Source organism: Bradyrhizobium sp. CCBAU 11361 (assembly GCF_028128935.1).
In the GTDB taxonomy this organism is placed as follows: domain Bacteria; phylum Pseudomonadota; class Alphaproteobacteria; order Rhizobiales; family Xanthobacteraceae; genus Bradyrhizobium; species Bradyrhizobium niftali.
On the sequence record NZ_LBJZ01000181.1, the window covers coordinates 37,890 to 58,386 of the forward strand.

Below are 20,497 nucleotides of genomic sequence, written 5' to 3' on the forward strand. Positions count from 1 at the left end.
TCAAGCTTGCGTCGCGCGGATGATGTCGATGACGGCCTTGGATTCCGGCCGCGCCTTGATGAAGTTCTCGTGCTGCGGCGCGACGCGCTTCTTGAACGCCTCGCGGTCGCATTCGGCCACCGTCACGCCCTTCTCGGTCAAGGCCGCCAGCGCCTCCTTCTCGACCGCAAGCCCATGCCCACGCGTGTCGATTGCGGCCTTCTTCGCAGCATCGAGAAAACCGTCGCGCAGCTTCGGGTCCATGCGGTTGTAGGTCATGTCGCTGAAATAGATCGCAAGCGGCGAGAAATTGTGCTGCGTCAGCGCGTAGGATTTTGCCGTTTCGAAGAACTTGCTGGCCAGGATCGTCGGCGGATCGTGCTCCAGCCCGTCGAGCACGCCGGCCTGCAATGCCGTGTAGATTTCGCCGAACGCCAGCGGCGTCGCAGCGGCCCCCATCAGGCGCAGGCATTCCGTGATGACGGGATTTGGCAACGTCCGGATCTTGAGGCCGGCGAGATCCTCCGGCGTCTTCACCGGCTTCCTCGCCAGAACGCTGCGGGAGCCGAAATTGTAGGCCCAGCCGATGATGCGGATGTTGCTGCCCTTGAGCAGCGCCTCCTCGATCGGCTTGGCGGCGCCGGCGTCGAACGCCTTGGTCTGCTGCGGGAAACTCGAGAAGAGAAAGCCGAGGTCGAAGGTGCCGACCAGCGGCGTCAGATTGGCCGAGATCGACGAGCCCGACACCATGAGGTCGATGACGCCGAGCTTCACCGAATTGATGACGTCGATCTCCTGGCCGAGCTGATTGTCCGGGAAGAAGGCGACCTCGACCTGCTCACCGAGGCCGTTCGCCTTCAGGTTCTTGACGAGGTTGTCGTAGTAGACGCGGCCGTTGGCGAATTTGGGATCGTTCGGCAGCGAGGAGGAGCATTTCAGCTTCAGCGTCGCAGCTTCGGCGCGGCCGATGATGGCGGGAGAGAGCACGAGGCCGGCGGTGACCGCCGCCGATGACTTGATGAACGCGCGACGGTTCACGGGCACGATGGTCATGGTGCGGTCTCTCCCGGTATTTTTTGTTCGCGGCCGCGATCGTTGCGTGCGGCCTTTGCTCGGACTGTATGGCCAAAGCGACGACACAGGCAAGGGTTGCGGCCGGGGTGCCGCAACGGCGCGAGAGGCAGGCGCGTCGGCAGAGACCGCAGCGAAACGCCTGTGTTTATCGATGTTTTCGATGGTGCCGCACGGCAGCGACGAGGCCCGCCATGCAGGATTGACGCGGATCGATCCAATTCAGGTATGGATCGATGCCGAACGCAGATTGATCGGTGCGAAGCAAAACGAGCCGCGGGATATTGATCCCGCGGCTATCGCGTTTGAGCAGATACCGTGACCTCAGCGCGAATGCGCGCCGCTGAGCTGGCCGGTTGCCGCAGCGACATCGCGGGACGGACGCAGCGCGTAGGCGCCGTCGCCGAGCAGGGCCTGCGCCGCGAGCGCGATCGCCCAGAAGGCGGGATATTCCCAGCCGCCCTTCGGATTGGTGAAGAAGAAGCCGGCGGCGCCGTGCACGGTGAAGATCGCACCGAGCAGGATCGGGATGCCGGCCAGCGCCGCATAGCGGGTCCAGACGCCGAGGATCAGCGCGACGCCGCTGAGCACTTCCACCGTTATGATGAGATAGGCGAGTTCGGGCGGGAAGCCGAGGCTGCCGAAGAACTTTGCGGTCCCGGCCGGGGTGAAGACGAACAGCTTCAGGCCGGCGTGGGCGAGGAACAGCGCGCCCAGCGTCACGCGCAGCACGAGCGCGGCATAGGGAGCGGTACGGGAATCGATCATGGCGGTCTCCTTGTTGGAGGCAGCTATGATCTATTCTCAATAGAATGATAATCCGCTATAGTGGAATTACTCTTCACACCAGCAGAGTGAGATAAATGCTCGACCGGCTGACCAGCCTGGAGGTCTTCGCCAAGGTCGCGGCGAACGGCAGCCTGTCGGGCGCGGCCCGGGCCATGGGCCTGTCGCAGACCATGGTGACCAAGCATGTCGCCGCGCTCGAGGCCCGGCTCGGCACAAAGCTGTTCCACCGGACCACAAGGCGGCTGTCCATCACCGAGGCCGGACGGAGCTATCTGGAATCCTCCGAGCGCATCCTCGCCGACATGGAGGCCGCCGACGCCGCGATTGCGCGCGAGCGCGTCGAGCCGCGCGGGCTGCTGCGGGTCAACGTGCCCGTCGTGTTCGGCACCAGGCAGATCGCGCCGCTCATCGCGGAGTTCAGCGACCGCCACCCCGAGGTCACCGTCGAGCTCGGCCTCAACGACCGCCTCGTCGATCTCGCCGAGGAAGGCTGGGACCTCGCGATCCGCATCGGCCAGTTGCGCGACTCCAGCATGGTGGCGCGAAAGCTCGCGCCGAACCGCCTCGTGGTCTGCGCCGCGCCGTCCTATCTGGCGAAACACGGCACGCCGCGCTGCGTCGCCGACCTCGCCGCGCATAACTGCCTCGGTTACACGCTTTCGCAGCAGGCGAGCGCGGCGGAATGGCTGTTCGGCGCCGACGGCGAGATCCGTGTCCAGGTCAGCGGCACCCTGCGCGCCAACAATGGCGATGCGCTGCGCGCGGCAACATTGGCGGGCCTCGGCCTCGCGCGACAGCCAACCTTCATCATCGCCGACGACCTCCGCGCCGGCACGCTTCTCGCGCTTCCGCTCGACCAGCCGGAGATCCAGACCTCGGCCGTGCATGCGGTCTACCTGCCCGACCGCCGTCCGCCGGCCAAGGTGCGCGCCTTCATCGACTTTCTCGCCGCGCATTTTGCGCCTGACCCGCCCTGGGACCGCGGACTGTTCTGACGGCACCCGGCCTGACACACCAGCTCCGCTGCCCATTTTGCCGCAGCTCGCAACGTGATCCAGTGCACAGACAGGGTCATGGCGGACGACTAGAAACGGTGACATCATCGCGCCCATTGCCGATGGAGGTGACACCATGCGCCGTCCAATCCTCAGTCAATTGTTCCTTGCTTCCAGCTTTCTTGCACTCACCCAGCTGATGACGCCGACGGAGGCCGCAGCCGAAACGCGGCTCGCCCTCGTGATCGGCCAATCCGCCTATCGCACGGTGCCGGAGCTGCCCAACGCCGCCAACGACGCCAAGGGCATGACGGAGCTGCTCGGCAATGCCGGCTTCACCGTCACCGCGGCGGCCAACCTCGGGCAGAACGAGATGCGCACGGCGATCTCGGATTTCGCCGGCAAGGTCAGTGCCAGCGGCGCCGACACCGTCGCGCTGGTGTTCTATGCCGGCCACGGCCTTCAGATCGACGGCGAGAACTATCTGGTGCCGGTCGATCTCGATCCCAAGCGCGAGGCCGACATTCCGCTCCAGGGCGTGCGGCTGAACGATCTGCTCAACACGCTCGGCGCGCTGCCGACGCGGGCGCGCATCTTCATGCTCGATGCCTGCCGCAACAACCCCTTCCCAGCGCTGAGCGGCGCCGGACACGGGCTTGCGATCGTCGACACCAAGGCCGGCGCGCCCGGCTCCTTCATTTCCTATTCGACCTCGCCCGGCGCCGAGGCCGAGGACGGTTCCGGCATCGACAGCCCCTACACCACCGCGGCGCTCTCGGTCGCGAAGCAACCGAACCTGCCGATCGAGGAAGTGTTCAAGCGCATCCGCATCACCGTGGCGCAGTCGACCGACGGACGGCAGATCCCGTGGGAAAGCTCGTCGCTGACGACCGACTTCAAGTTCTTCGGCGGCGAGAGCAGCAGCCAGCAGCCTGCCCTTCCCGGCGCTTCCGCCATGGCGCTCGCCGGCGGCACGCGCAGCGTCGCGGACTGGCGCAAGGATCTGCAGGGCAGGGAGGCGAAGGTCGCCTATGAGCTCGTGATCGCCGACGACACCGCCGAGGCGTATCAGGCCTATATCGAGCTGTACACGCAGGACGCCCGCACGCCGCACCTGCGCACGGTGCTGGAGCGCCGGCGCCAGATGCTGGCCTGGGAGCGCGCGGTCGCGATCAACACCCGCGCCTCGTTCGAGGCTTACCTCGCCAACTGGGACAACAGCGACCTCGCTGCAACCGCGCGCAGGCTGCTGCTTCGCGTGCAGAACCGCAACTACGTCCTGCCCGCGACGGTCGCAGCCACGCCCGTCCCGGTCGCCGTCGCAATGGCCCCGACCTGCCCGTGCTCGACGCCCACGCCTCCGGCTAGCCCGGTCAACCCGACAGTGGCGCCTGTGATCAAGAAGCGTGTCGACGACACCCCGCCGAAGCGCAAGGTCGTCGAGACGCCGCCGAAGCCGCGCCGGCCGCCGCCCGACGAAGTGATCTACGAGCGCGCGCCGCCGCCGGATCGTGGCCCGCCGCCCGGCGCCGTCATGCAGGGCATCGGCATCGGGATTGGTATCGGCATGGGAATGGGTGGTGGCGGCCGCGGCGGCGATTACCACAACGACCGCGGCCGGTACTGAAGGGGACTCGCACGATACGGAGGACAAATATGTCCTCCGTCATTGCGAGCCAACGGGTCCGCGCGAAGCGCGGTCCGATGACAGGCTCCGCGAAGCAATCCAGAATCTTTCCGCGGAGGGACTCTGGATTGCTTCGCTGCGCTCGCAATGACGACGGATGTAGAGAAATTGCGTCTGCCGCTTGCGATACGGAAATGCTGTAGTCTTATCAGCTGACAAGCATTTCCGGGGACCTCGATGCCGCACGATTCTCACGCCAAGCACGCTTGGCCGCTGTTCCGATCACTCGCGTCCTATTCCCTGCCCGGCGACCTCATGGCGGGGCTGACGCTGGCGGCGATCGCGATTCCCGAGCAGATGGCCACCGCGCGGCTCGGCGGCTTCGCGCCGCAGATCGGCTTCTTCGCCTTCATGGCGGGCTCGCTCGGCTTTGCGCTGCTCGGCGGCAACCGTTTCCTGTCCTGCGGCGCGGACTCGACGATCACGCCGATCTTCGCCGGCGGGCTCGCGGCACTGGCCGCCACCGGATCGCCGGACTATCAGGGGCTTGCGATTGCACTGGCGCTGATGGTCGGCGCCATGATGCTCGCGGGCGGCGCCTTCCGTCTCGGCGGCATCGCGAACCTGTTGTCGGTGCCGGTCATGGTCGGCTTCCTCGCCGGCATCTCCGTCCACATCATCGTCTCACAACTGCCGGGCGTGCTCGGGCTTGAATCGCCGAGCGGGCCGATGCTCGATCGCATCGGCGTGCTCGCTGGCCAGCTCGGCCGCACCAATCCCTTCACGCTGTGCATCGGCTTGGGCGTGCTGGCCCTGGTCTTCGTCTCCGAGAAGGTCAGCGCGAAAATTCCGGGCGCACTGATCGGGCTGGTCGCCGCGACACTGGCCACAATCGCGCTCGGCCTCGAGAGCAAGGGCGTCAACGTCGTAGGCAGCGTGCCGGGCACGCTGCCGCGACCGACCCTGCCCGAGCTTGCGCCGGAGCTGTGGGTGCGCCTCGTCCCGCTCGCCTTCGTGATCACGGTCGTGGTGATGGTGCAGACCGCCGCGACCACGCGGTCGTTCCCGTCCGATCCCGACAAGCCCGCCGACGTCGACCGCGACTTCCTCGGCGCTGGCGCCGGCAGCGTGCTGTCCGGCCTGTTCGGCGCCTTTCCCGTCAATGCCAGCCCGCCGCGGACGGGCATCGTCGCCGAGACCGGCGGACAATCGCAGCTCGCGGGCCTTGCCGCCGGGACTATCGTGCTGGCGCTGCTCGCGTTCGGCACGGGACTGTTGCAGCACGTTCCGGACGCCGCGCTCGGCGGCATCCTGCTGTTCGTCGCGCTGCGCATCGTCCGCGTGAAGCAGATCGCCACGATCTACCGGCAATCGTTCAGCGAGTTCCTGCTGATCGTCGCCACCGCCGCACTGATCATCGTGCTGCCGATCCAGCAAGGCGCGTTCCTCGGCATCGTGCTGTCGCTGCTGCACGGCATCTGGAGCACCACGCGCGCCAGGCTCGTCGAGTTCGAGCGCGTGCCAGGCACCACGATCTGGTGGCCCGCGCATCCGCACATCGCCGGCGAGCGCATCGCAGGCGTCGCCGTGATCGGACTCCAGGCGCCGCTGTCCTTCCTCAACGCGCCGGGCTTCCGCAGCGACGTGACCAACGTGCTCGGCGCGGCGACGCCGCAACTGCTGGTGCTGGAGGCGAGCGGCATGGTCGAGATCGACTTCACCGCGGCGCAGATTTTGCTCGAATTGTTCAAGGCGTGCAGTGAACAGGGCGTCACGGTCGCGCTGGCGCGGCTGGAATCGGTGCGCGCCCAGGACGCGTTCGAACGCTTTCGATTGTTCGACGCCCTGCCGCGCGAGCACGTCTTCCACAGCGTTGACGAGGCGGTGCGCAAGCTGGCGAAATAGCGGCGTTCACTGCACCAGCGTGGGGTGATCCCGCTGTATCGTTTCGCGGATCCAGCTGGCGTGGATCGCGCGGAACAGGATCTGCGCCGTCTTGAGATCGTTCGCCTTCATGCAGAGATCGACGATGCGATGGACCGCATCATCGCGCATCAATCCATCGGAGATCTTCATCGCGATTTCCATCGCGACCTTGGCCGCGCGCTCGTAACGTTCGCTCTCGCGCTTGTCGTTGAGCGCAGAACCTGCTGCGCTCGTGGCCGCGGCGTCACAAATGGCGCGGATACGCGCGGCGGCTTCGATGTCGCCGAGCGGCCCTTCTGTCGTCTCGTCCCAGATGTCCGCCACCTTCTGCCTCGCGAACCACTTCATCGCCCCACCACCTGCGGTCTTCCAGCCGCCGTATTACCGCTCTTCAGGCTCGTTCAGCGTAGAGAGGCCTGTCGAGATCGGCGAGGCGATTTTCCACCTCGCTTCCCGGCTCGATACGCATTCAGGACGTCCGACGTGGTCCGATGGCCTCGAACTGTGCCTTCTGTTCGTCAGTCAGCGTCCCGTAGAAATCCTCCAGCGCTGCGCGAACCGACTTGACGCCGTCGAGCATCAAGTCGAGCCGCTTGCGAACCGCGGCCATTCGCGCCGGCGGCGTCATCACGTCGTTGGGCTCGCAAGCCGCCTTGAGCGATGCGCTGACCCTGGCGCTGGTATCCTGGAGCACCTGTAGCGCCGCGCGCTGCGTGTCGTTGGGGCGCAGCCGCGCTTCGATGTCGGCGCCGGGCCAATCGAGCAAGGCAGGCGCGCCGCAATTCTGGACCAGCGATCCCCCGGTGTTGTTTGAAGCTGTCGTACGACGCTGGTCCTCGGCCAGTGCATTGAAGCGCGCCTTCTGCTCGTCCGTGAGCGAGCCGTAGAATTTATCGAGGGCGGGCTGAACGAGGTCGACGGCTTTCGCCATCGCCTCGATGCGCTGCTGCATCGCCGTCAGCCGACCGGGCGCCGTCGCGGCGACCTGCACCGGGCAGGACGCGCGGATCATGCCCGCCGCCAGGATCGAGGCGTTGCCGAGCTCGTCGAGGCTTGCGCCTTGCGCCTCGCTCGGCTGCACCGCGGCGGCGATCTGGTCGATCGGCAGACCGACGATCTCGCGGCGGTCGCTGCCGCAAAGCTGATCCAGCGCAACGCCGCGCGCTTGCCGCCGTCCCTGCGGCCGCTGCGGCAGATAGGCCGCAAGACCGTCGTAGCCATAAGGCCCGAAGATGCCGGCATAGATGTCCGGATAGCCGTAGCCCCAGAAGCCGAGACCGTCGCCCCAGATCGTGTAGTCGTAGAGATCGTTATAGGCGAACGGCCAGAACAGCGGCCCGACCCAGCCATAACCGCCGCCCGCATGTTGCCACCATCCGCTGCTGGCGCCATGCCAGCCGGCGAGTGCGGCCGCCGCCGCGATCTGGGCTCGCGCCGCCGGATTGCCGATCAGACGGCCGTTGCGGAAGGCGCTGGAATGCACGTTGAGGGCGTTGCGGAAATTCGCGGGGCGGATGGCCGCATTGCGGATCTGACCGAAGTTCGGACCACCATGGCGGGCGCCGGTTGCAAACCGCATCCCTCGATGATGCCCGCCGCCGTACGCGTGCCCACCGCCGTGACCGTGGAAATGGCCGCCGCCATGGTGACCACCGCCATGGTGACCACCGCCGTGCCCGCCTCCATGGCCGCCGCCATGCCCGCCGCCGCCCTTCGCCAGAGCCGCGCCCGCCAGCATGCAGGCAAGCGCCACCGCGGCAATTCCAACGACCGGTCGCATCATCGCACCCTCCCGCGCAGAGCCCTGCCATTCAGGCATCGGAACTTGGCGGAATTGGAACCGGCAACATTGCCGAAAGTTCCCGGCCCTACGCCTCGGGGACGATCTTGCCGGGGTTGAAGATATTAAGCGGATCGAGCGCCTGCTTCAGCGCCCGCATCGCGTCGAGCGCTTCGGGACCGAGTTCGGCCCTGAGGTATTTCTGCTTGCCCTGGCCGATGCCGTGCTCACCGGTGCAGGTGCCGTCCATCGCCTGCGCGCGCTCGACCAGGCGATGCATGAATTCCTCGCCGCGCGCCATCTCGTCGGCGTCGTTGGTGTCGCAGACCAGCGAGCAGTGGAAATTGCCGTCGCCGACATGGCCGACGATCGGCGACAGCAGATTGAGCCGCTTGAGATCCTCCTCGGTCTCGCTGACGCAATCGGCAAGCCGCGAAATCGGCACGCAGACGTCGGTGGCGACCACGCCGACACTGTCGCCGGGCCGCAGCGCCTTCACCGACCAATAGGCGTCGTGCCGCGCCTGCCATAGTTTGGTGCGATCCTCCGGCTTCGTCGTCCAGGAGAAGTCGCCGCCGCCGCATTCCTTTGCGATCTCGCCGAAGGCCTTGGACTGCTCGGCGACCTCGATCTCGCTGCCGTGGAATTCCATCAAGAGCAGCGGCGTCTCCGGCAGCGTCAGCTTGGAATAGGCGTTGCAGGCCCTCACCTGCGCGGCATTGAGCAACTCGATGCGCGCCACGGGAATGCCGGTCTGGATCGCCAGGATCACGGCCTGACACGCCCCGTGAACCGTCTCGAACGACACCGCGCCGGCCGCGATGGTCTCGGGGATGCCGCGCAGGCGGATGGTCAGTTCCGAGATGACGCCGAGCGTGCCCTCGGCGCCGACGAACAGATGCGTCAGGTCGTAGCCGGCGGATGATTTCTTGGCGCGGGTGCCGGTCGTGATGATCTCGCCGTCGCCGCGCACCACCTTCAGTGCCAGCACGCTGTCGCGCATGGTGCCGTAGCGCACCGCATTGGTGCCGGAGGCGCGCGTCGAGGCCATGCCGCCGAGCGAAGCGTCCGCGCCGGGATCGATCGGGAAGAACAGGCCCTGGTCGCGCAGATGCTCGTTGAGCGCCTTGCGGGTGACGCCGGGCTGGATCACGCAGTCAAGATCCTCGGCATGCACCGCGAGCACCTTGTTCATGTCGCGCAGGTCGATCGAGATGCCGCCGGCGGGCGCATTGACCTGGCCCTCCAGCGAGGTGCCGGTGCCGAAGGCGATCACGGGCACGCGGCTCTTGGCGCAGATGCGCACCACGTCCTGGATATCGGCGGTCTCCTGCGCCATCACCACGCCATCCGGCGGCTGGTTGGGAATCCACGTGGTGGTATGGCCGTGCTGCTCGCGGACGGCCTGCGAGGTGATGAGGCGGTTGCCGAAGCGTGCGGCAAGCTGCTCCAGTGCGCTCGCGAGGGCTTTCGGCTCCGGCCGCGGCGGATTATTGGTGATGGTCGTACCCACGGGAAATTCCTCCGACAGAAGAACCGTGGCAAAGGACATCTAACCGGTCAAGTCAAGCGACCGGACGCATAGCCAGGGAAGGACACATGCCGGAGACCGCTACTGAGCCCAAGGCCGAGCCGTTCCGCGCCTCGATCATGCAGATCGAGCCGCAATGGATTGACTATAACGGCCATCTCAACATGGCCTATTACAACGTGATGTTCGACCGGGCGATCGACGAGTTCTGGCTCGAGCTCGGCATCGGTCCGGTCTACAAGAAAGAGCGTCACGGTTCGACCTTCACCGCCGAATGCCATGTGCGCTATCTGCGCGAGATCCATCTCGGCGATCCCGTGCGGATCCTGGTGTGGCTGCTGGAGGCCGACGACAAGCGACTGCATACGTTCGAGGAGATGAGGCACGCCACCGAAGGCTGGTTATCGGCCACCTCGGAGAACATGTCGCTGCACATGGACATGAACGCACGGCGCGTTGCGGCATTTCCGCCCGATATCCAGCAGCGCATCGCAGGCATCGCCAAGGCCCACAGCGACTTGGCCCCGCCCGAAGGCATCGGCCGGAGCGTGGCGATGCCCTCGAAGCGGTAGCCAAACAGTCCTCTCTAACCCCTCATCCTGAGGAGCCCGCGAAGCGGGCGTCTCGAAGGATGCAAGGCCACAGTCGGGCCTTCATGGTTCTCTAGGCGATGCGAAGCATCGTCCGGGAGACGCGCGTTCCGCGCTCCTCACCATGAGGATAACACCGCTAGATCCTGCGGCCGCGGGCGAGGCCGACCACGGCCGAAACCAGGAACAGCACGACCGCGATGAAGAAGATGATCTTGGCGATTTCGATCGAAGCGCCGGCGATACCGCCAAAGCCCAGGATACCGGCGATCAGTGCGATAACCAGAAACGTCACAACCCAGCCAAGCATGGTCAAATCCTCGTCTTGATATTTGTCTGCGTCGGCGCGGCTGGCCGCGCCACCTGTCCAGACAATCTCGACGCGGGAACGATGGTTCCTGCCCACGCAAGGTGGAAATTAGCAGCTCCCGCAGGAACAAATCGGCCTGCCACGTACGTGGAAAACCTCGCACCGCCGCCCCATATAGGCACCAATCCCTGTTATGAAGGCTCCCTCCCGTCACCCCGCGGTGCCATCGTGGGGCCAAATGATTCGCATGACCGAGCCGAGCAAGATCACCAGCGTCCCCGACCACCAGCCCGCAGCCGGCGGCATCGCCGCGCGTGCGCGCGCCTCGGTGGGCCCGAAATACCTGTCCGGGCTCAATCCCGAGCAGCGCGAGGCGGTGGAGACGCTGGACGGCCCGGTCCTGGTGCTGGCCGGTGCCGGCACCGGCAAGACCCGCGTGCTGACCACGCGCATCGCCCATATCCTGAGCCAGGGCCGCGCCCGCCCCGCCGAGATCCTGTCGGTGACCTTCACCAACAAGGCCGCGCGCGAGATGAAGCACCGGCTCGGCCAGATGCTCGGCCACGCGGTGGAAGGCATGCCGTGGCTCGGCACCTTCCACTCCATCGGCGGCCGCATCCTGCGCACTCATGCCGAGCTGGCGCAGCTCAAGTCGAACTTCACCGTGCTCGACGTCGACGACCAGGTCCGGCTGCTGAAGCAGCTGCTTCAGGCCGACAACATCGACGACAAGCGCTGGCCCGCGCGCATGCTGGCCGGCCTGATCGACGGCTGGAAGAACCGCGGCCTGACGCCGTCGCAGGTGCCCTCGGGCGAAGCCGCTGTCTTCGCCAACGGCAAGGGCGGCAAGCTCTATGCGAGCTATCAGGAGCGGCTGAAGATCCTCAACGCCGCCGACTTCGGCGACCTGCTGCTGGAGAACATCCGCATCTTCCGCGAGCACCCGGATATCCTGCGGCAGTACCAGCAGCGCTTCAAATACATCCTGGTCGACGAATATCAGGACACCAACGTCGCGCAATATCTGTGGCTGCGGCTGCTGTCGCAGGCGCCGGCGTCCGGCTCGTCATTGCCGGGCTTGACCCGGCAATCCATCGATTCTTCGCAAGATGGATCACCGGGTCTCGACGCTTCGCGTCGACCCGGTGACGACGAGCAAAACAGTGCAGCGCCTGTTCCCGCCAGCGAAAGAGCCCACGTCAAGAACATCTGCTGCGTCGGCGACGACGACCAGTCGATCTATGGCTGGCGCGGCGCCGAGGTGGACAACATCCTGCGCTTCGACCACGATTTCCCCGGCGCCAAGGTCATTCGCCTCGAACGCAATTACCGCTCGACCGGCCACATCCTCGCCGCCGCCTCGCACCTGATCGCGCACAATGAAGGCCGGCTCGGCAAGACACTGCGCACCGAGGACCAGGACGGCGAGAAGGTCACGGTGACGGGCTCGTGGGATTCGGAAGAGGAAGCCCGCGGCATCGGCGAGGAGATCGAGCAGATCCAGCGCCAGGGCGAGAAGCTGAACGAGATCGCGATCCTGGTGCGCGCCTCCTACCAGATGCGCGAGTTCGAAGACCGTTTCGTCACGCTCGGCCTGCCCTATCGCGTCATCGGCGGCCCGCGCTTCTACGAGCGCGCCGAAATCCGCGACGCGCTGGCGTACTTGCGTGTCATCAATTCACCGGCCGACGATCTCGCCTTCGAGCGTATCGTCAACACGCCCAAGCGCGGCCTCGGCGATGCCACCGTGCAGATGCTGCACGACCACGCCCGCAAGCGCCGCATTCCGCTGTTCGAGGCGGCGCGCGCGGTGGTCGAGACCGACGAGCTGAAACCGAAGGCGCGCGGGTCCCTGCGCGACCTCGTCGCCCAGTTCGACCGCTGGCGCGCCCAGCGCGAAGTCACCGCGCATACCGACCTCGCCCAGATCGTGCTCGACGAGAGCGGCTACACCGAGATGTGGCAGAAGGACCGTTCGGCGGACGCCGCCGGCCGGCTCGAAAACCTCAAGGAGCTGGTGCGCTCCATGGAGGAGTTCGAGAACCTGCAAGGATTTTTGGAGCACATCTCGCTGGTGATGGACCGCGACGGCGGCGCCGAGGAAGACGCGGTGTCGCTGATGACGCTGCATTCGGCCAAGGGCCTCGAATTCGACAACGTGTTCCTGCCGGGCTGGGAGGAAGGCCTGTTCCCGAGCCAGCGCACGCTGGACGAACAGGGCCGCGCCGGGCTGGAAGAAGAGCGTCGGCTCGGCCATGTCGGCCTGACCCGGGCGCGGCGCCGCGCCATGATCTATTTCGCCACCAACCGCCGGATCCATGGCACCTGGACGACCACGATCCCGTCGCGCTTCCTCGACGAATTGCCGGCGGCCAATGTCGAGATCACGGAATCCAAGGGCGGCTCGGCCTGGGGCGGCACCGGCGGCTATGGCGCCTCGCGCTTCGACGACATGGAGGCGTTCGGCTCCAGCTATACGACGCCGGGCTGGCAGCGGGCGCAGGCCAACCGCAACCGGGGCGGCGGCCGCACCGGCGCCGGCGGCCACGGCAGCTTCGAGGAAGAGGCCGCGACGTTCTCGTCCTCCTCGTCATCTGGCCCCGATTTCGGCAGCTTCTCCTCGCGCCGGCGCGGGCCGATGACGATCGAGGGCGAGCTGGTCGCCAAATCCACCGGCACGACCTCGGAATTCTCGCTCTCCGACCGCGTCTTCCACCAGAAATTCGGCTACGGCCGCGTCACCAAGATCGACGGCAACAAGCTCACCATCGCCTTCGACAAGGCCGGCGAGAAGAAGGTCGTGGACAGCTTCGTGCAGCGGGCGTGAGGCCCTCCCCTGTTGCGGCGGCGTTACGCCGCCGTCTTTCTTCGCTCTACGCCCCTTGACCACCGCGAACTTCCCCGTATCAGATGCGGCCATGGTCCGGGGCTCCATCACATTGATCGTGCTGGCATTGGTTATGCCGTCGCTTGCGACGGCGGAGACCATGAGCTTTGGCGATTCGATCGGAAAGCTGGCGGCGAGCTGCGGTGCGGAAATCGTCGCCAATTGCCGCGGCGTCAATCCGGATTCGACCCGGCTGAAGGAGTGCCTGTCCCGCAACCGCGACGTGCTCTCGCCGCAGTGCCAGAGCGATTATCTCGGCGTCTTCGACGCCATCCAGAAGCGCGTCGCCGCGCGCATCACGGTGGCGAACGCCTGCCAGCGCGAGATCGTCAAGGTCTGCGGCGGCTCGACCAAGGAGACCAGCAAGTCGATCCCCTGCCTGGTCGCGACGCCCAAGGGCATCAGCAACAACTGCCTGAAGGCCGTGGACGACGCGGGGTATCGATGATGCGCGCGAAGGGGCTCTCCACCGCCGGACTAGGTATCAGTGTTGGTTTCAGTCTTGGCCTTGCCTTGCTCGCGGGCGCAGCCAGCGCACAGACGGCGCCGCCGACCCGCGACGACATCGTCGGCAAGCTGAACCATGTCGAAGAGGCCGCCGAAATCGACCTTCCCGCGCTGAAGCAGCAGGTGATGGAGCGCGCCAAGGCCAGGATCAAGAACGATCCGGGGCCGGTGAACCGGCCGCCGATCGCGCCTGATCTCGCCAAGCTGCCCGCCTTCAACGTGCAGATCCAGTTCGACGCCGACACGCCGATCATCCAGCCGGCGTCCTACCAGACCGTCGGCCGCATCGCGGACGCGCTGGTTCATTCCTCGCTGCTGCCCTACACCTTCCTGATCGTCGGCCACGTCGAATCCAATTCGAAGACGCGCGAGGCCAATGCGATCCTGAGCCAGCGCCGGGCGGACGCGATCCGCGACGTGCTGGTGAACACGTTCAAGATCTCGACCAAGCGGCTGCACCCGATCGGCCTGGGCGAGGAGCAGTTTCTCGACCGGGCGAAGCCGACCGCGGCCGTCAACGGCCAGTTGCAAATCCTGACCTTTGCCAAGGTACCGGAGGAGGCACCCGCGCATCCGGCTGCGGCACCTGCGCCTGCGACGAAAAAGCCCGCCAAGAAGCGCTGAACGAGCGCGCCTCGGCGCCAGACGGAACCCCTTGAAGTCCTGATTGTTTTGTGACCTGTTTCACAGCGCGACAGCACGGTCTTGCGCGACAATAGTGCCGGTTTGTGCACTGCCCTATCAGGTGCTATAGGCTCTGGTTCGTCCTTCCCCAACCCTGTGCTGCATGAGACCAAGATGGGTGGCTTGTTTCAACGCCAACTTGCCGTTTATGTCGAGTACCATCGCGATCCCCGGAATACGGCGATGCATGTGGTCGGTATCCTCTTGCTGTTCACGGGCGCCGTGCTGCCGCTGACATTGGTGAAGGTGCCGCTGTTCGGAACTGAACTCAGCCTGGCAGTGATCCTGGCCTTGCCGGTTCTGATCTATTGGCTGCTGCTCGACGTTGCGCTCGGGGTCGGCATTCTGGCCGTCTCCATCGTGCTGTTTTCGATCGCTACGACCATTTCGGCGCAAGCTAGCACCATGACGATGTGGGCGATTTTCGCCGCGCTGGTCGGGCTCGGCCTCGCCGCGCAGGCCATCGGCCACAAGGTTTTTGAGGGGCGCGAAGCCTCGTTATTCACGTTTCCGTCGCATCTTTTGCTGGGACCGATGTTTGTCATGGCAAAATTATTCATTGCACTGGGCTTCCGTCGCGACCTTGCCGCGATTCTGGCGCCTCTTCCGACCAATTCCCTTTCAACCCGATAGCTCTAGAAGCGAAACAGCAAACCTTCTTCATGGCTCTCGTACTGGTTACCGGTGGCAGCGGCTTCATCGGACATCATCTCGTAGAATCGCTCCGCGCCCGTGGGCAGCGGGTGCGTGTTCTCGACGTCCGGCCGCCGGCCGCCGCCAATACCGACGTCGACTATGTTCACGGCTCGGTGCTGGACGGCGCCGCGGTCGATGCCGCGCTGGCCGGCGTCGATCAGGTCTATCACCTCGCCGGCCTGCCCGGCATGTGGGTTGCCAACAAGCAGGACTTTCACGACGTCAATTTCCGCGGCACCGAGGTCGTGCTGGCAGCTGCGATGAAGCGCGGCGTGTCGCGCTTCCTGCACTGCTCGACGGAATCGATCCTGTTCCCCTATACCGACCTCAACGGCGCTCCCGCCGAGGAGGCGCTGCAGCCGGCCGACGCGATGCCCGGCGCCTATACGCGGTCGAAGTCGCTCGCCGAGCATCATGCCGCGAAGGCCGCGGCCAATGGCTTTCCGCTCGTGATCGGCACGCCGACCATGCCGATCGGTGCCGCCGACCACAATCTGACGCCGCCGACCGCGATGCTCTGGTACTTCCTCCAGAAGAAGGTGCAGCCGCATCTCAACTTCCTGGTCAATCTCGTCGATGTCCGCGACGTCGCCATGGGCCTCGTGCTGACGATGGAGCGCGGCCGCATCGGCCAGCGCTACATCCTCGGCGGCGACTGCGTCCCGCTCGGCCGCATCCTCCGAATGATGTCGGCGATGAGCGGCCGCCGGCAGTTCCCGATCGTCGTGCCCGGCAAGATCGCCGAACTTTCCGCCGTCATGCTGGAGAAGATCTCCGATCACGTCACGCGCCGGCCGCCCAACGGCACTGGCGAAGGCGTGCGCATCGCGCTTGCCGCGAGCGACCTCTCGATCGGCAAAGCCCGTAATGAGCTTGGCTACGCGCCGCGCCCGATCGAGCCGGTGCTGCGCGAAACCATCACCCATCTGCTCGCCCGCAACGGCCAGCAGCCCTCCGGCGCCATCAAGCATCACGCGCTCTCCTCGCGCGCGGGCTAAGGCCGCCGCCCAAACCAAAGAACCTTTCCTCATGTCCTTCGATTTCAGCAAGCTTCTCTCCGTGGCCTGGGGTGGCTGGACCACGACCTGGCCGACCGAACTCCTGGCCCTGATCTGGCTCGCCTTTCTCGCCAGTTGGGTGGGCGCCTCGTTCTGGCAGGGGCGGACCAAGAAGCAGGTGATGACGCTGGAGTCGCAGCGCTATCGCCTGCCGATCCTGGTCGGCGGCATCTTGTACACGCCGTGGATTGCGGAAGTCATGGGCTGGAAGCCGCTCTGGGTGCTCGGCAACACCGGCATCACCATCGCCGCGGTCCTCTCGGTCGCCGGCATCGCCTTCGCCTGGTGGGGGCGGCTGCATCTCGGAAAGTTCTGGTCCAACACCATCACCCACAAGGAAGACCACCGCGTCATCGACACCGGCCCCTACGGTATCGTGCGCCACCCGATTTACACCGGGCTGATCTTCGGCATGCTCGTCACCGGCATCGCGATCGGCGCCGTGACGACGATCCTCGGCGCGATCCTGATCTCGCTCGGCATGTGGCAGAAGGGACGGATGGAAGAGGTGTTCCTGTCCAAGGAGCTCGGCGAAGACGCCTACGGCGCCTATTGCCGCCGCGTGCCGATGATCATCCCGTTCCTGTCGCCGCGGTGATGTAACAAGCCGCCACTTCCTCCGATGTCGTCCTGGCGAAAGCCAGGACCCATCACCCCAAGGAGGAGTTTGGCGAAGATTCATCGTTCGGTACGCCCACCACCCCCAATCGACGGATTCCGCGGTATGGGTCCTGGCTTTCGCCAGGACGACGTGGTGGAGACAGCGCGCCTTCGCCAGAAACCGCGCGGCACGGCGGCTGGAGCGGCAGATCGGCCGCTGATCCGCGGCCAATTCACCCTGCCATGCAAATTCGATCGGCTGCTATTCCACGGGAATAGGCCCGGCCGGTGCGCCGCACAGGTTGACGTCTGCCCCTTCAGCCAGTTGGATGCGCGCGCACACAGGGGCCTCTCATGACTTTTTCCAGCATCTTTGCGCAGTTCGTCGCGCTGCTCGGCGGCATCGCGCTGCAATGGCGGAAGCTCTCGGGCACGGAGCCCGCACCGGCCTGGGGTCAGACGCCCGCCATTCCCGAGGCGAAACCGCAAGGCGCGATCCCGACGCTGAAGATGCCGACCGCGCGCGGCTGGAGCGAGGGCCAGAAGCCGACCGTCGCGCCGGGGCTCAAGGTCAACGCGTTCGCCGCCGGCCTCGACCATCCGCGCTGGATCGAGGTGCTGCCCAATGGCGATGTGCTGATCGCGGAAGCGACGCAGATCGCAGGCCCTCCGCGCAGCGTGTTTCACTACGCGATGCAGGCGACGATGCGGCGCGCCGCCGCGCTCGGCGTTTCCGCCAACCGCATCACGCTGCTGCGCGACAAGGACGGCGACGGCGTCGCCGAAGTTCGCGGCGCCTTCATGGAAAACCTCAGCCAGCCCTTCGGCATGGCGCTGGTCGGCGACACCTTCTATGTCGGCAATACCGACGGCGTGATGGCCTTCCCCTATGTCGCCAATGCCGACCGCATCACCGCGCCGGGCAAGCGGCTCACCACGTTCAAGCCGAGCGGCCACTGGACGCGCAGCCTGCTCGCCAGCCCCGACGGCAAGAAGCTCTATGCCGGCGTCGGCTCGCTCAGCAACATCGCCGAGATGGGCATGGAGGTCGAGGAAGGCCGCGCCGCGGTGTACGAGCTCGACCTCGTCGCCGGCACGCATCGCATCTTCGGCGCCGGCCTGCGCAACCCGGTGGGCCTTGCCTGGGAGCCGAACACGAACGTGCTCTGGACCGTCGTCAACGAGCGCGACGGCCTCGGCGACGAGACGCCGCCGGACTATCTCACCTCGGTGCGCGACGGCGGCTTCTATGGCTGGCCCTATTGCTACTGGGGCAAGACGGTGGACGACCGCGTGACGCAGGATCCGGCGATGGTCGCCAAGGCGCTTCAACCGGACTATGCGCTCGGCGGCCACACCGCTTCGCTCGGCCTGTGCTGGGTGCCCGCCGGCACGCTGCCGGGCTTCCCCGACGGCATGGCGATCGGCCAGCACGGCTCGTGGAATCGCAGCACGCTGTCCGGCTACAAGCTGGTGTTCATCCCGTTCGAGAACGGAAAACCCTCCGGCCCGGCGCGCGACATCCTGTCGGGCTTCCTGGCGCCGGACGAGAAGGAATCCTACGGCCGCCCGGTTGGCGTCGTGATCGGCCCCGACAAGAAGTCGCTGCTGATGGCCGACGACGTCGGCAACGTGATCTGGCGCGTGACGGGCGCGTAGAGGTTACGTCCCGACGCAGAGCGTGGCGCGCTGCTTGCGCAGCAGCGCGATCACGGACAGCGCCGTGATCAACCCGGTCTTGGGGTTCTCGGACGGGATGTTCTCGATCGACATCGAGAAGCGCGCCGAATCCGCCTCGACCTCGATGCGGTGAACGTTGCGCGTCACGGTCGGATCGGCCCAGATCTGCACCGAGGTGCGATCAGGCCCGACGCCCGCGAGCGACAGCGCCACCGCGACGTTGAGATTGGCCGGAAAGCCTTTTGCGGCCTCGCGCGCGGTACCCTCGAACAGCTTCAGCGGCTCGCGCAGATTGTCGATGTCGATGTTGTTCTGGACGATAAAGGGCGCGCCCTTCAGCCCGTCGATCGGCTTGCGCGTGACCATCTTCACCGAATGAATGGTGCCGATGGCAGCGGCGTTGACGGCGTCGAGCCCGATCAGCGCGCCCGTCGGCACGATGATGCGGCCGCCATTGGCACGGGCAAGATCGACCAGATCAAAATTGTCGAGCAGCCCGCCGACGCTGACGACGACCGCGGCCTTGCCGCGCTTCACTGCCGGCTCGACAATCGCGCGCAGCTGGCTGCTCGGTGCGCACTCGACCACGATGTCGGCGGCCTCACCGAGCTGGTCGATCGGCAAAACCTGCGGCGGGCGACGCAGGCCGTTGAGGAATGCCTGATGCTTGGCGGGATTGCGCACGGCGACGGCGGACAGTGTCAGCCCCTCGATGCCCTGATCGAGCGCGGTCGCGATCTTGGTGCCGATCGAGCCCAGGCCTGCTATGGCCACTCGCAATTCGCGTGAAGCTTTCTGATCCGTCATCACCTTCCACCTTCTATCCACGTCAATGTCATAGTCCCTCAGGCCTCGCGCGCATAGCTGCGCAAGCGCGCCTCGAGCACCGCCAGCATGGCATCGCGGGCCGGATCGCGCGAGCCGCGCAGCCAGGCCGCCGCAAGCGGCAGCCGGCCGACCGGGCCGCTCTGCTTCGGCCTGAGCGGCACGAAACGCACGCCTGACACCGCCATTCGCGTGGTCCAGCGCGGCACGATCGCGACCCCAAGCTTCGTTGCCACCAGCTGGATGATGGTCTGCTTCTCGTCGGCGACCTGCACGATGCGCGGCGTCAATCCGGCCTGCTCGAACAGCTTGATCGTGAGGTCATGGCTGTGCGGCCGCGAGCGGCGGTCCGGCACCAGCATGGCCTCGTCGGCGATCTGCGCCAGCGTGACCGACTTGCGATCCGCGAGCGCATGGCGCTGGGGGAACGCCACGATGGCGCTCTCCTGGAGCAGATCGCGGAATTCGAGCCGCTTGTCGGCGCGGTCGGGCGGACGGACGAAGGCAAGATCGAGCGCTCCCGTCAGGATCTTCGGCAGCAGCCGGACGGTCTTGTCCTCCAGAAGCTGCACCGCGATGTCAGGATGCCTGTCGCGGAAATCGCGCAGCAGCGGCGGCAGCAATCCCGCCGCCGCGCTGTCGATGGCGCCGACCCGCAGCCGGCGCGCGGCCCCCGCACGCGAGCGGTTGCGCAAATTATTCTCGACCGCCTCGACCTTGGCGAGGATGGCACGGGCATCGCGCAACAGCGTGGCGCCGTCCTCGGTGAGCGACACCGCACGCGTGGTCCGCGCGAACAGCCGCGTGCCCAAATCCTCTTCCAGCAGCCTGATCTGGCGCCCGAGCGCGGACGGCAGCATCTGGAGCTGCTGCGCCGCATGGCCGAAATGCAGCTGCTCGGCCGCCGCCACGAAGCATCGCAACTGATGCAATTCCATCCCGGATCCCCTCGCCCCGTGCGC

The 20,497-nt window shown here is 66.2% G+C and carries 20 protein-coding genes; 12 read left to right on the forward strand and 8 right to left on the reverse strand.

The window, feature by feature from the left end; translation table 11 throughout:
- Positions 1-1,032: a TRAP transporter substrate-binding protein gene (locus XI08_RS23800; protein ID WP_271576188.1), complete on the reverse strand. Its 1,032-nt coding sequence runs from the start codon at positions 1,030-1,032 to the stop codon at positions 1-3.
- Between XI08_RS23800 and XI08_RS23805 the strand changes: the two genes are divergently transcribed.
- The gene (locus XI08_RS23805; RefSeq protein WP_271576189.1) at positions 1,031-1,372 is read left to right on the forward strand and encodes a hypothetical protein; all 342 of its coding nucleotides are present in this window, start codon (positions 1,031-1,033) and stop codon (positions 1,370-1,372) included. The genes XI08_RS23800 and XI08_RS23805 overlap by 2 nt on opposite strands.
- Before the next feature lie 2 nt (positions 1,373-1,374).
- On the opposite strand, the gene XI08_RS23810 is transcribed toward XI08_RS23805, so the two are convergent.
- Positions 1,375-1,818 carry a DoxX family protein gene (locus XI08_RS23810; RefSeq protein ID WP_271576190.1) on the reverse strand — a complete coding sequence of 148 codons (444 nt, stop codon included), beginning with the start codon at positions 1,816-1,818 and terminating at the stop codon, positions 1,375-1,377.
- A 95-nt stretch (positions 1,819-1,913) separates the two neighbouring features.
- Here XI08_RS23810 and XI08_RS23815 point away from each other — a divergent pair, with 95 nt between their 5' ends.
- The 3 genes from XI08_RS23815 to XI08_RS23825 all read left to right on the forward strand — a co-directional run bounded on the left by XI08_RS23815 (position 1,914) and on the right by XI08_RS23825 (position 6,366).
- Positions 1,914-2,834 (forward strand): LysR family transcriptional regulator, encoded by a 921-nt coding sequence (locus tag XI08_RS23815; protein WP_271576191.1) that lies wholly within the window; start codon positions 1,914-1,916, stop codon positions 2,832-2,834.
- 136 nt (positions 2,835-2,970) lie between these two features.
- On the forward strand, positions 2,971-4,461 hold the full coding sequence (locus tag XI08_RS23820) for a caspase family protein (RefSeq protein WP_271576192.1): 1,491 nt from the start codon (positions 2,971-2,973) through the stop codon (positions 4,459-4,461).
- Positions 4,462-4,698: 237 nt separating this feature from the next.
- Entirely contained in the window at positions 4,699-6,366 is a 1,668-nt protein-coding gene (locus XI08_RS23825) for a SulP family inorganic anion transporter (protein WP_271576193.1), read from the forward strand.
- A 6-nt stretch (positions 6,367-6,372) separates the two neighbouring features.
- Here XI08_RS23825 and XI08_RS23830 read toward each other — a convergent pair whose 3' ends face one another.
- The 3 genes from XI08_RS23830 to XI08_RS23840 form a co-directional block, all read right to left on the reverse strand.
- Positions 6,373-6,735 (reverse strand): hypothetical protein, encoded by a 363-nt coding sequence (locus XI08_RS23830; RefSeq protein ID WP_271576194.1) that lies wholly within the window; start codon positions 6,733-6,735, stop codon positions 6,373-6,375.
- Positions 6,736-6,856: 121 nt separating this feature from the next.
- A complete protein-coding gene (locus tag XI08_RS23835) occupies positions 6,857-8,170 on the reverse strand; it encodes a Spy/CpxP family protein refolding chaperone (RefSeq protein ID WP_271576195.1) in 1,314 nt (437 codons plus the stop codon).
- Positions 8,171-8,255: 85 nt separating this feature from the next.
- Positions 8,256-9,680, reverse strand: coding sequence for an FAD-binding oxidoreductase (locus XI08_RS23840; protein ID WP_271576196.1), 1,425 nt, complete (start codon positions 9,678-9,680; stop codon positions 8,256-8,258).
- Between the two features lie 86 nt (positions 9,681-9,766).
- On the opposite strand from XI08_RS23840, the gene XI08_RS23845 reads away from it, so the two are divergent.
- Positions 9,767-10,270: a thioesterase family protein gene (locus XI08_RS23845; protein ID WP_271576197.1), complete on the forward strand. Its 504-nt coding sequence runs from the start codon at positions 9,767-9,769 to the stop codon at positions 10,268-10,270.
- Between the two features lie 157 nt (positions 10,271-10,427).
- Here the strand turns inward: XI08_RS23845 and XI08_RS23850 are convergent, their stop codons facing one another.
- On the reverse strand, positions 10,428-10,598 hold the full coding sequence (locus tag XI08_RS23850) for a DUF1328 domain-containing protein (RefSeq protein WP_014493008.1): 171 nt from the start codon (positions 10,596-10,598) through the stop codon (positions 10,428-10,430).
- 238 nt (positions 10,599-10,836) lie between these two features.
- Here XI08_RS23850 and XI08_RS23855 point away from each other — a divergent pair, with 238 nt between their 5' ends.
- The 7 genes from XI08_RS23855 to XI08_RS23885 all read left to right on the forward strand — a co-directional run bounded on the left by XI08_RS23855 (position 10,837) and on the right by XI08_RS23885 (position 18,689).
- Positions 10,837-13,425: an ATP-dependent helicase gene (locus tag XI08_RS23855; RefSeq protein ID WP_271576198.1), complete on the forward strand. Its 2,589-nt coding sequence runs from the start codon at positions 10,837-10,839 to the stop codon at positions 13,423-13,425.
- Positions 13,426-13,516: 91 nt separating this feature from the next.
- Positions 13,517-13,933: a hypothetical protein gene (locus tag XI08_RS23860; protein WP_271576199.1), complete on the forward strand. Its 417-nt coding sequence runs from the start codon at positions 13,517-13,519 to the stop codon at positions 13,931-13,933.
- Positions 13,933-14,616: an OmpA family protein gene (locus XI08_RS23865; RefSeq protein WP_271576251.1), complete on the forward strand. Its 684-nt coding sequence runs from the start codon at positions 13,933-13,935 to the stop codon at positions 14,614-14,616. The genes XI08_RS23860 and XI08_RS23865 overlap by 1 nt, the downstream gene beginning before the upstream one ends.
- Positions 14,617-14,790: 174 nt before the next feature.
- Positions 14,791-15,309 carry an Mpo1 family 2-hydroxy fatty acid dioxygenase gene (locus tag XI08_RS23870; protein ID WP_027544703.1) on the forward strand — a complete coding sequence of 173 codons (519 nt, stop codon included), beginning with the start codon at positions 14,791-14,793 and terminating at the stop codon, positions 15,307-15,309.
- Between the two features lie 29 nt (positions 15,310-15,338).
- Complete coding sequence (locus tag XI08_RS23875) at positions 15,339-16,370, forward strand: NAD-dependent epimerase/dehydratase family protein (protein ID WP_271576200.1); 1,032 nt, start codon at positions 15,339-15,341, stop codon at positions 16,368-16,370.
- 31 nt (positions 16,371-16,401) lie between these two features.
- Entirely contained in the window at positions 16,402-17,028 is a 627-nt protein-coding gene (locus XI08_RS23880) for a methyltransferase family protein (RefSeq protein WP_271576201.1), read from the forward strand.
- 356 nt (positions 17,029-17,384) lie between these two features.
- Entirely contained in the window at positions 17,385-18,689 is a 1,305-nt protein-coding gene (locus tag XI08_RS23885) for a PQQ-dependent sugar dehydrogenase (protein ID WP_271576202.1), read from the forward strand.
- A 3-nt stretch (positions 18,690-18,692) separates the two neighbouring features.
- On the opposite strand, the gene XI08_RS23890 is transcribed toward XI08_RS23885, so the two are convergent.
- Positions 18,693-19,517 carry an aspartate dehydrogenase gene (locus XI08_RS23890; RefSeq protein ID WP_271576203.1) on the reverse strand — a complete coding sequence of 275 codons (825 nt, stop codon included), beginning with the start codon at positions 19,515-19,517 and terminating at the stop codon, positions 18,693-18,695.
- Positions 19,518-19,555: 38 nt separating this feature from the next.
- The gene (locus XI08_RS23895; RefSeq protein WP_271576204.1) at positions 19,556-20,473 is read right to left on the reverse strand and encodes a LysR family transcriptional regulator; all 918 of its coding nucleotides are present in this window, start codon (positions 20,471-20,473) and stop codon (positions 19,556-19,558) included.
- Positions 20,474-20,497: the final 24 nt, after the last annotated feature.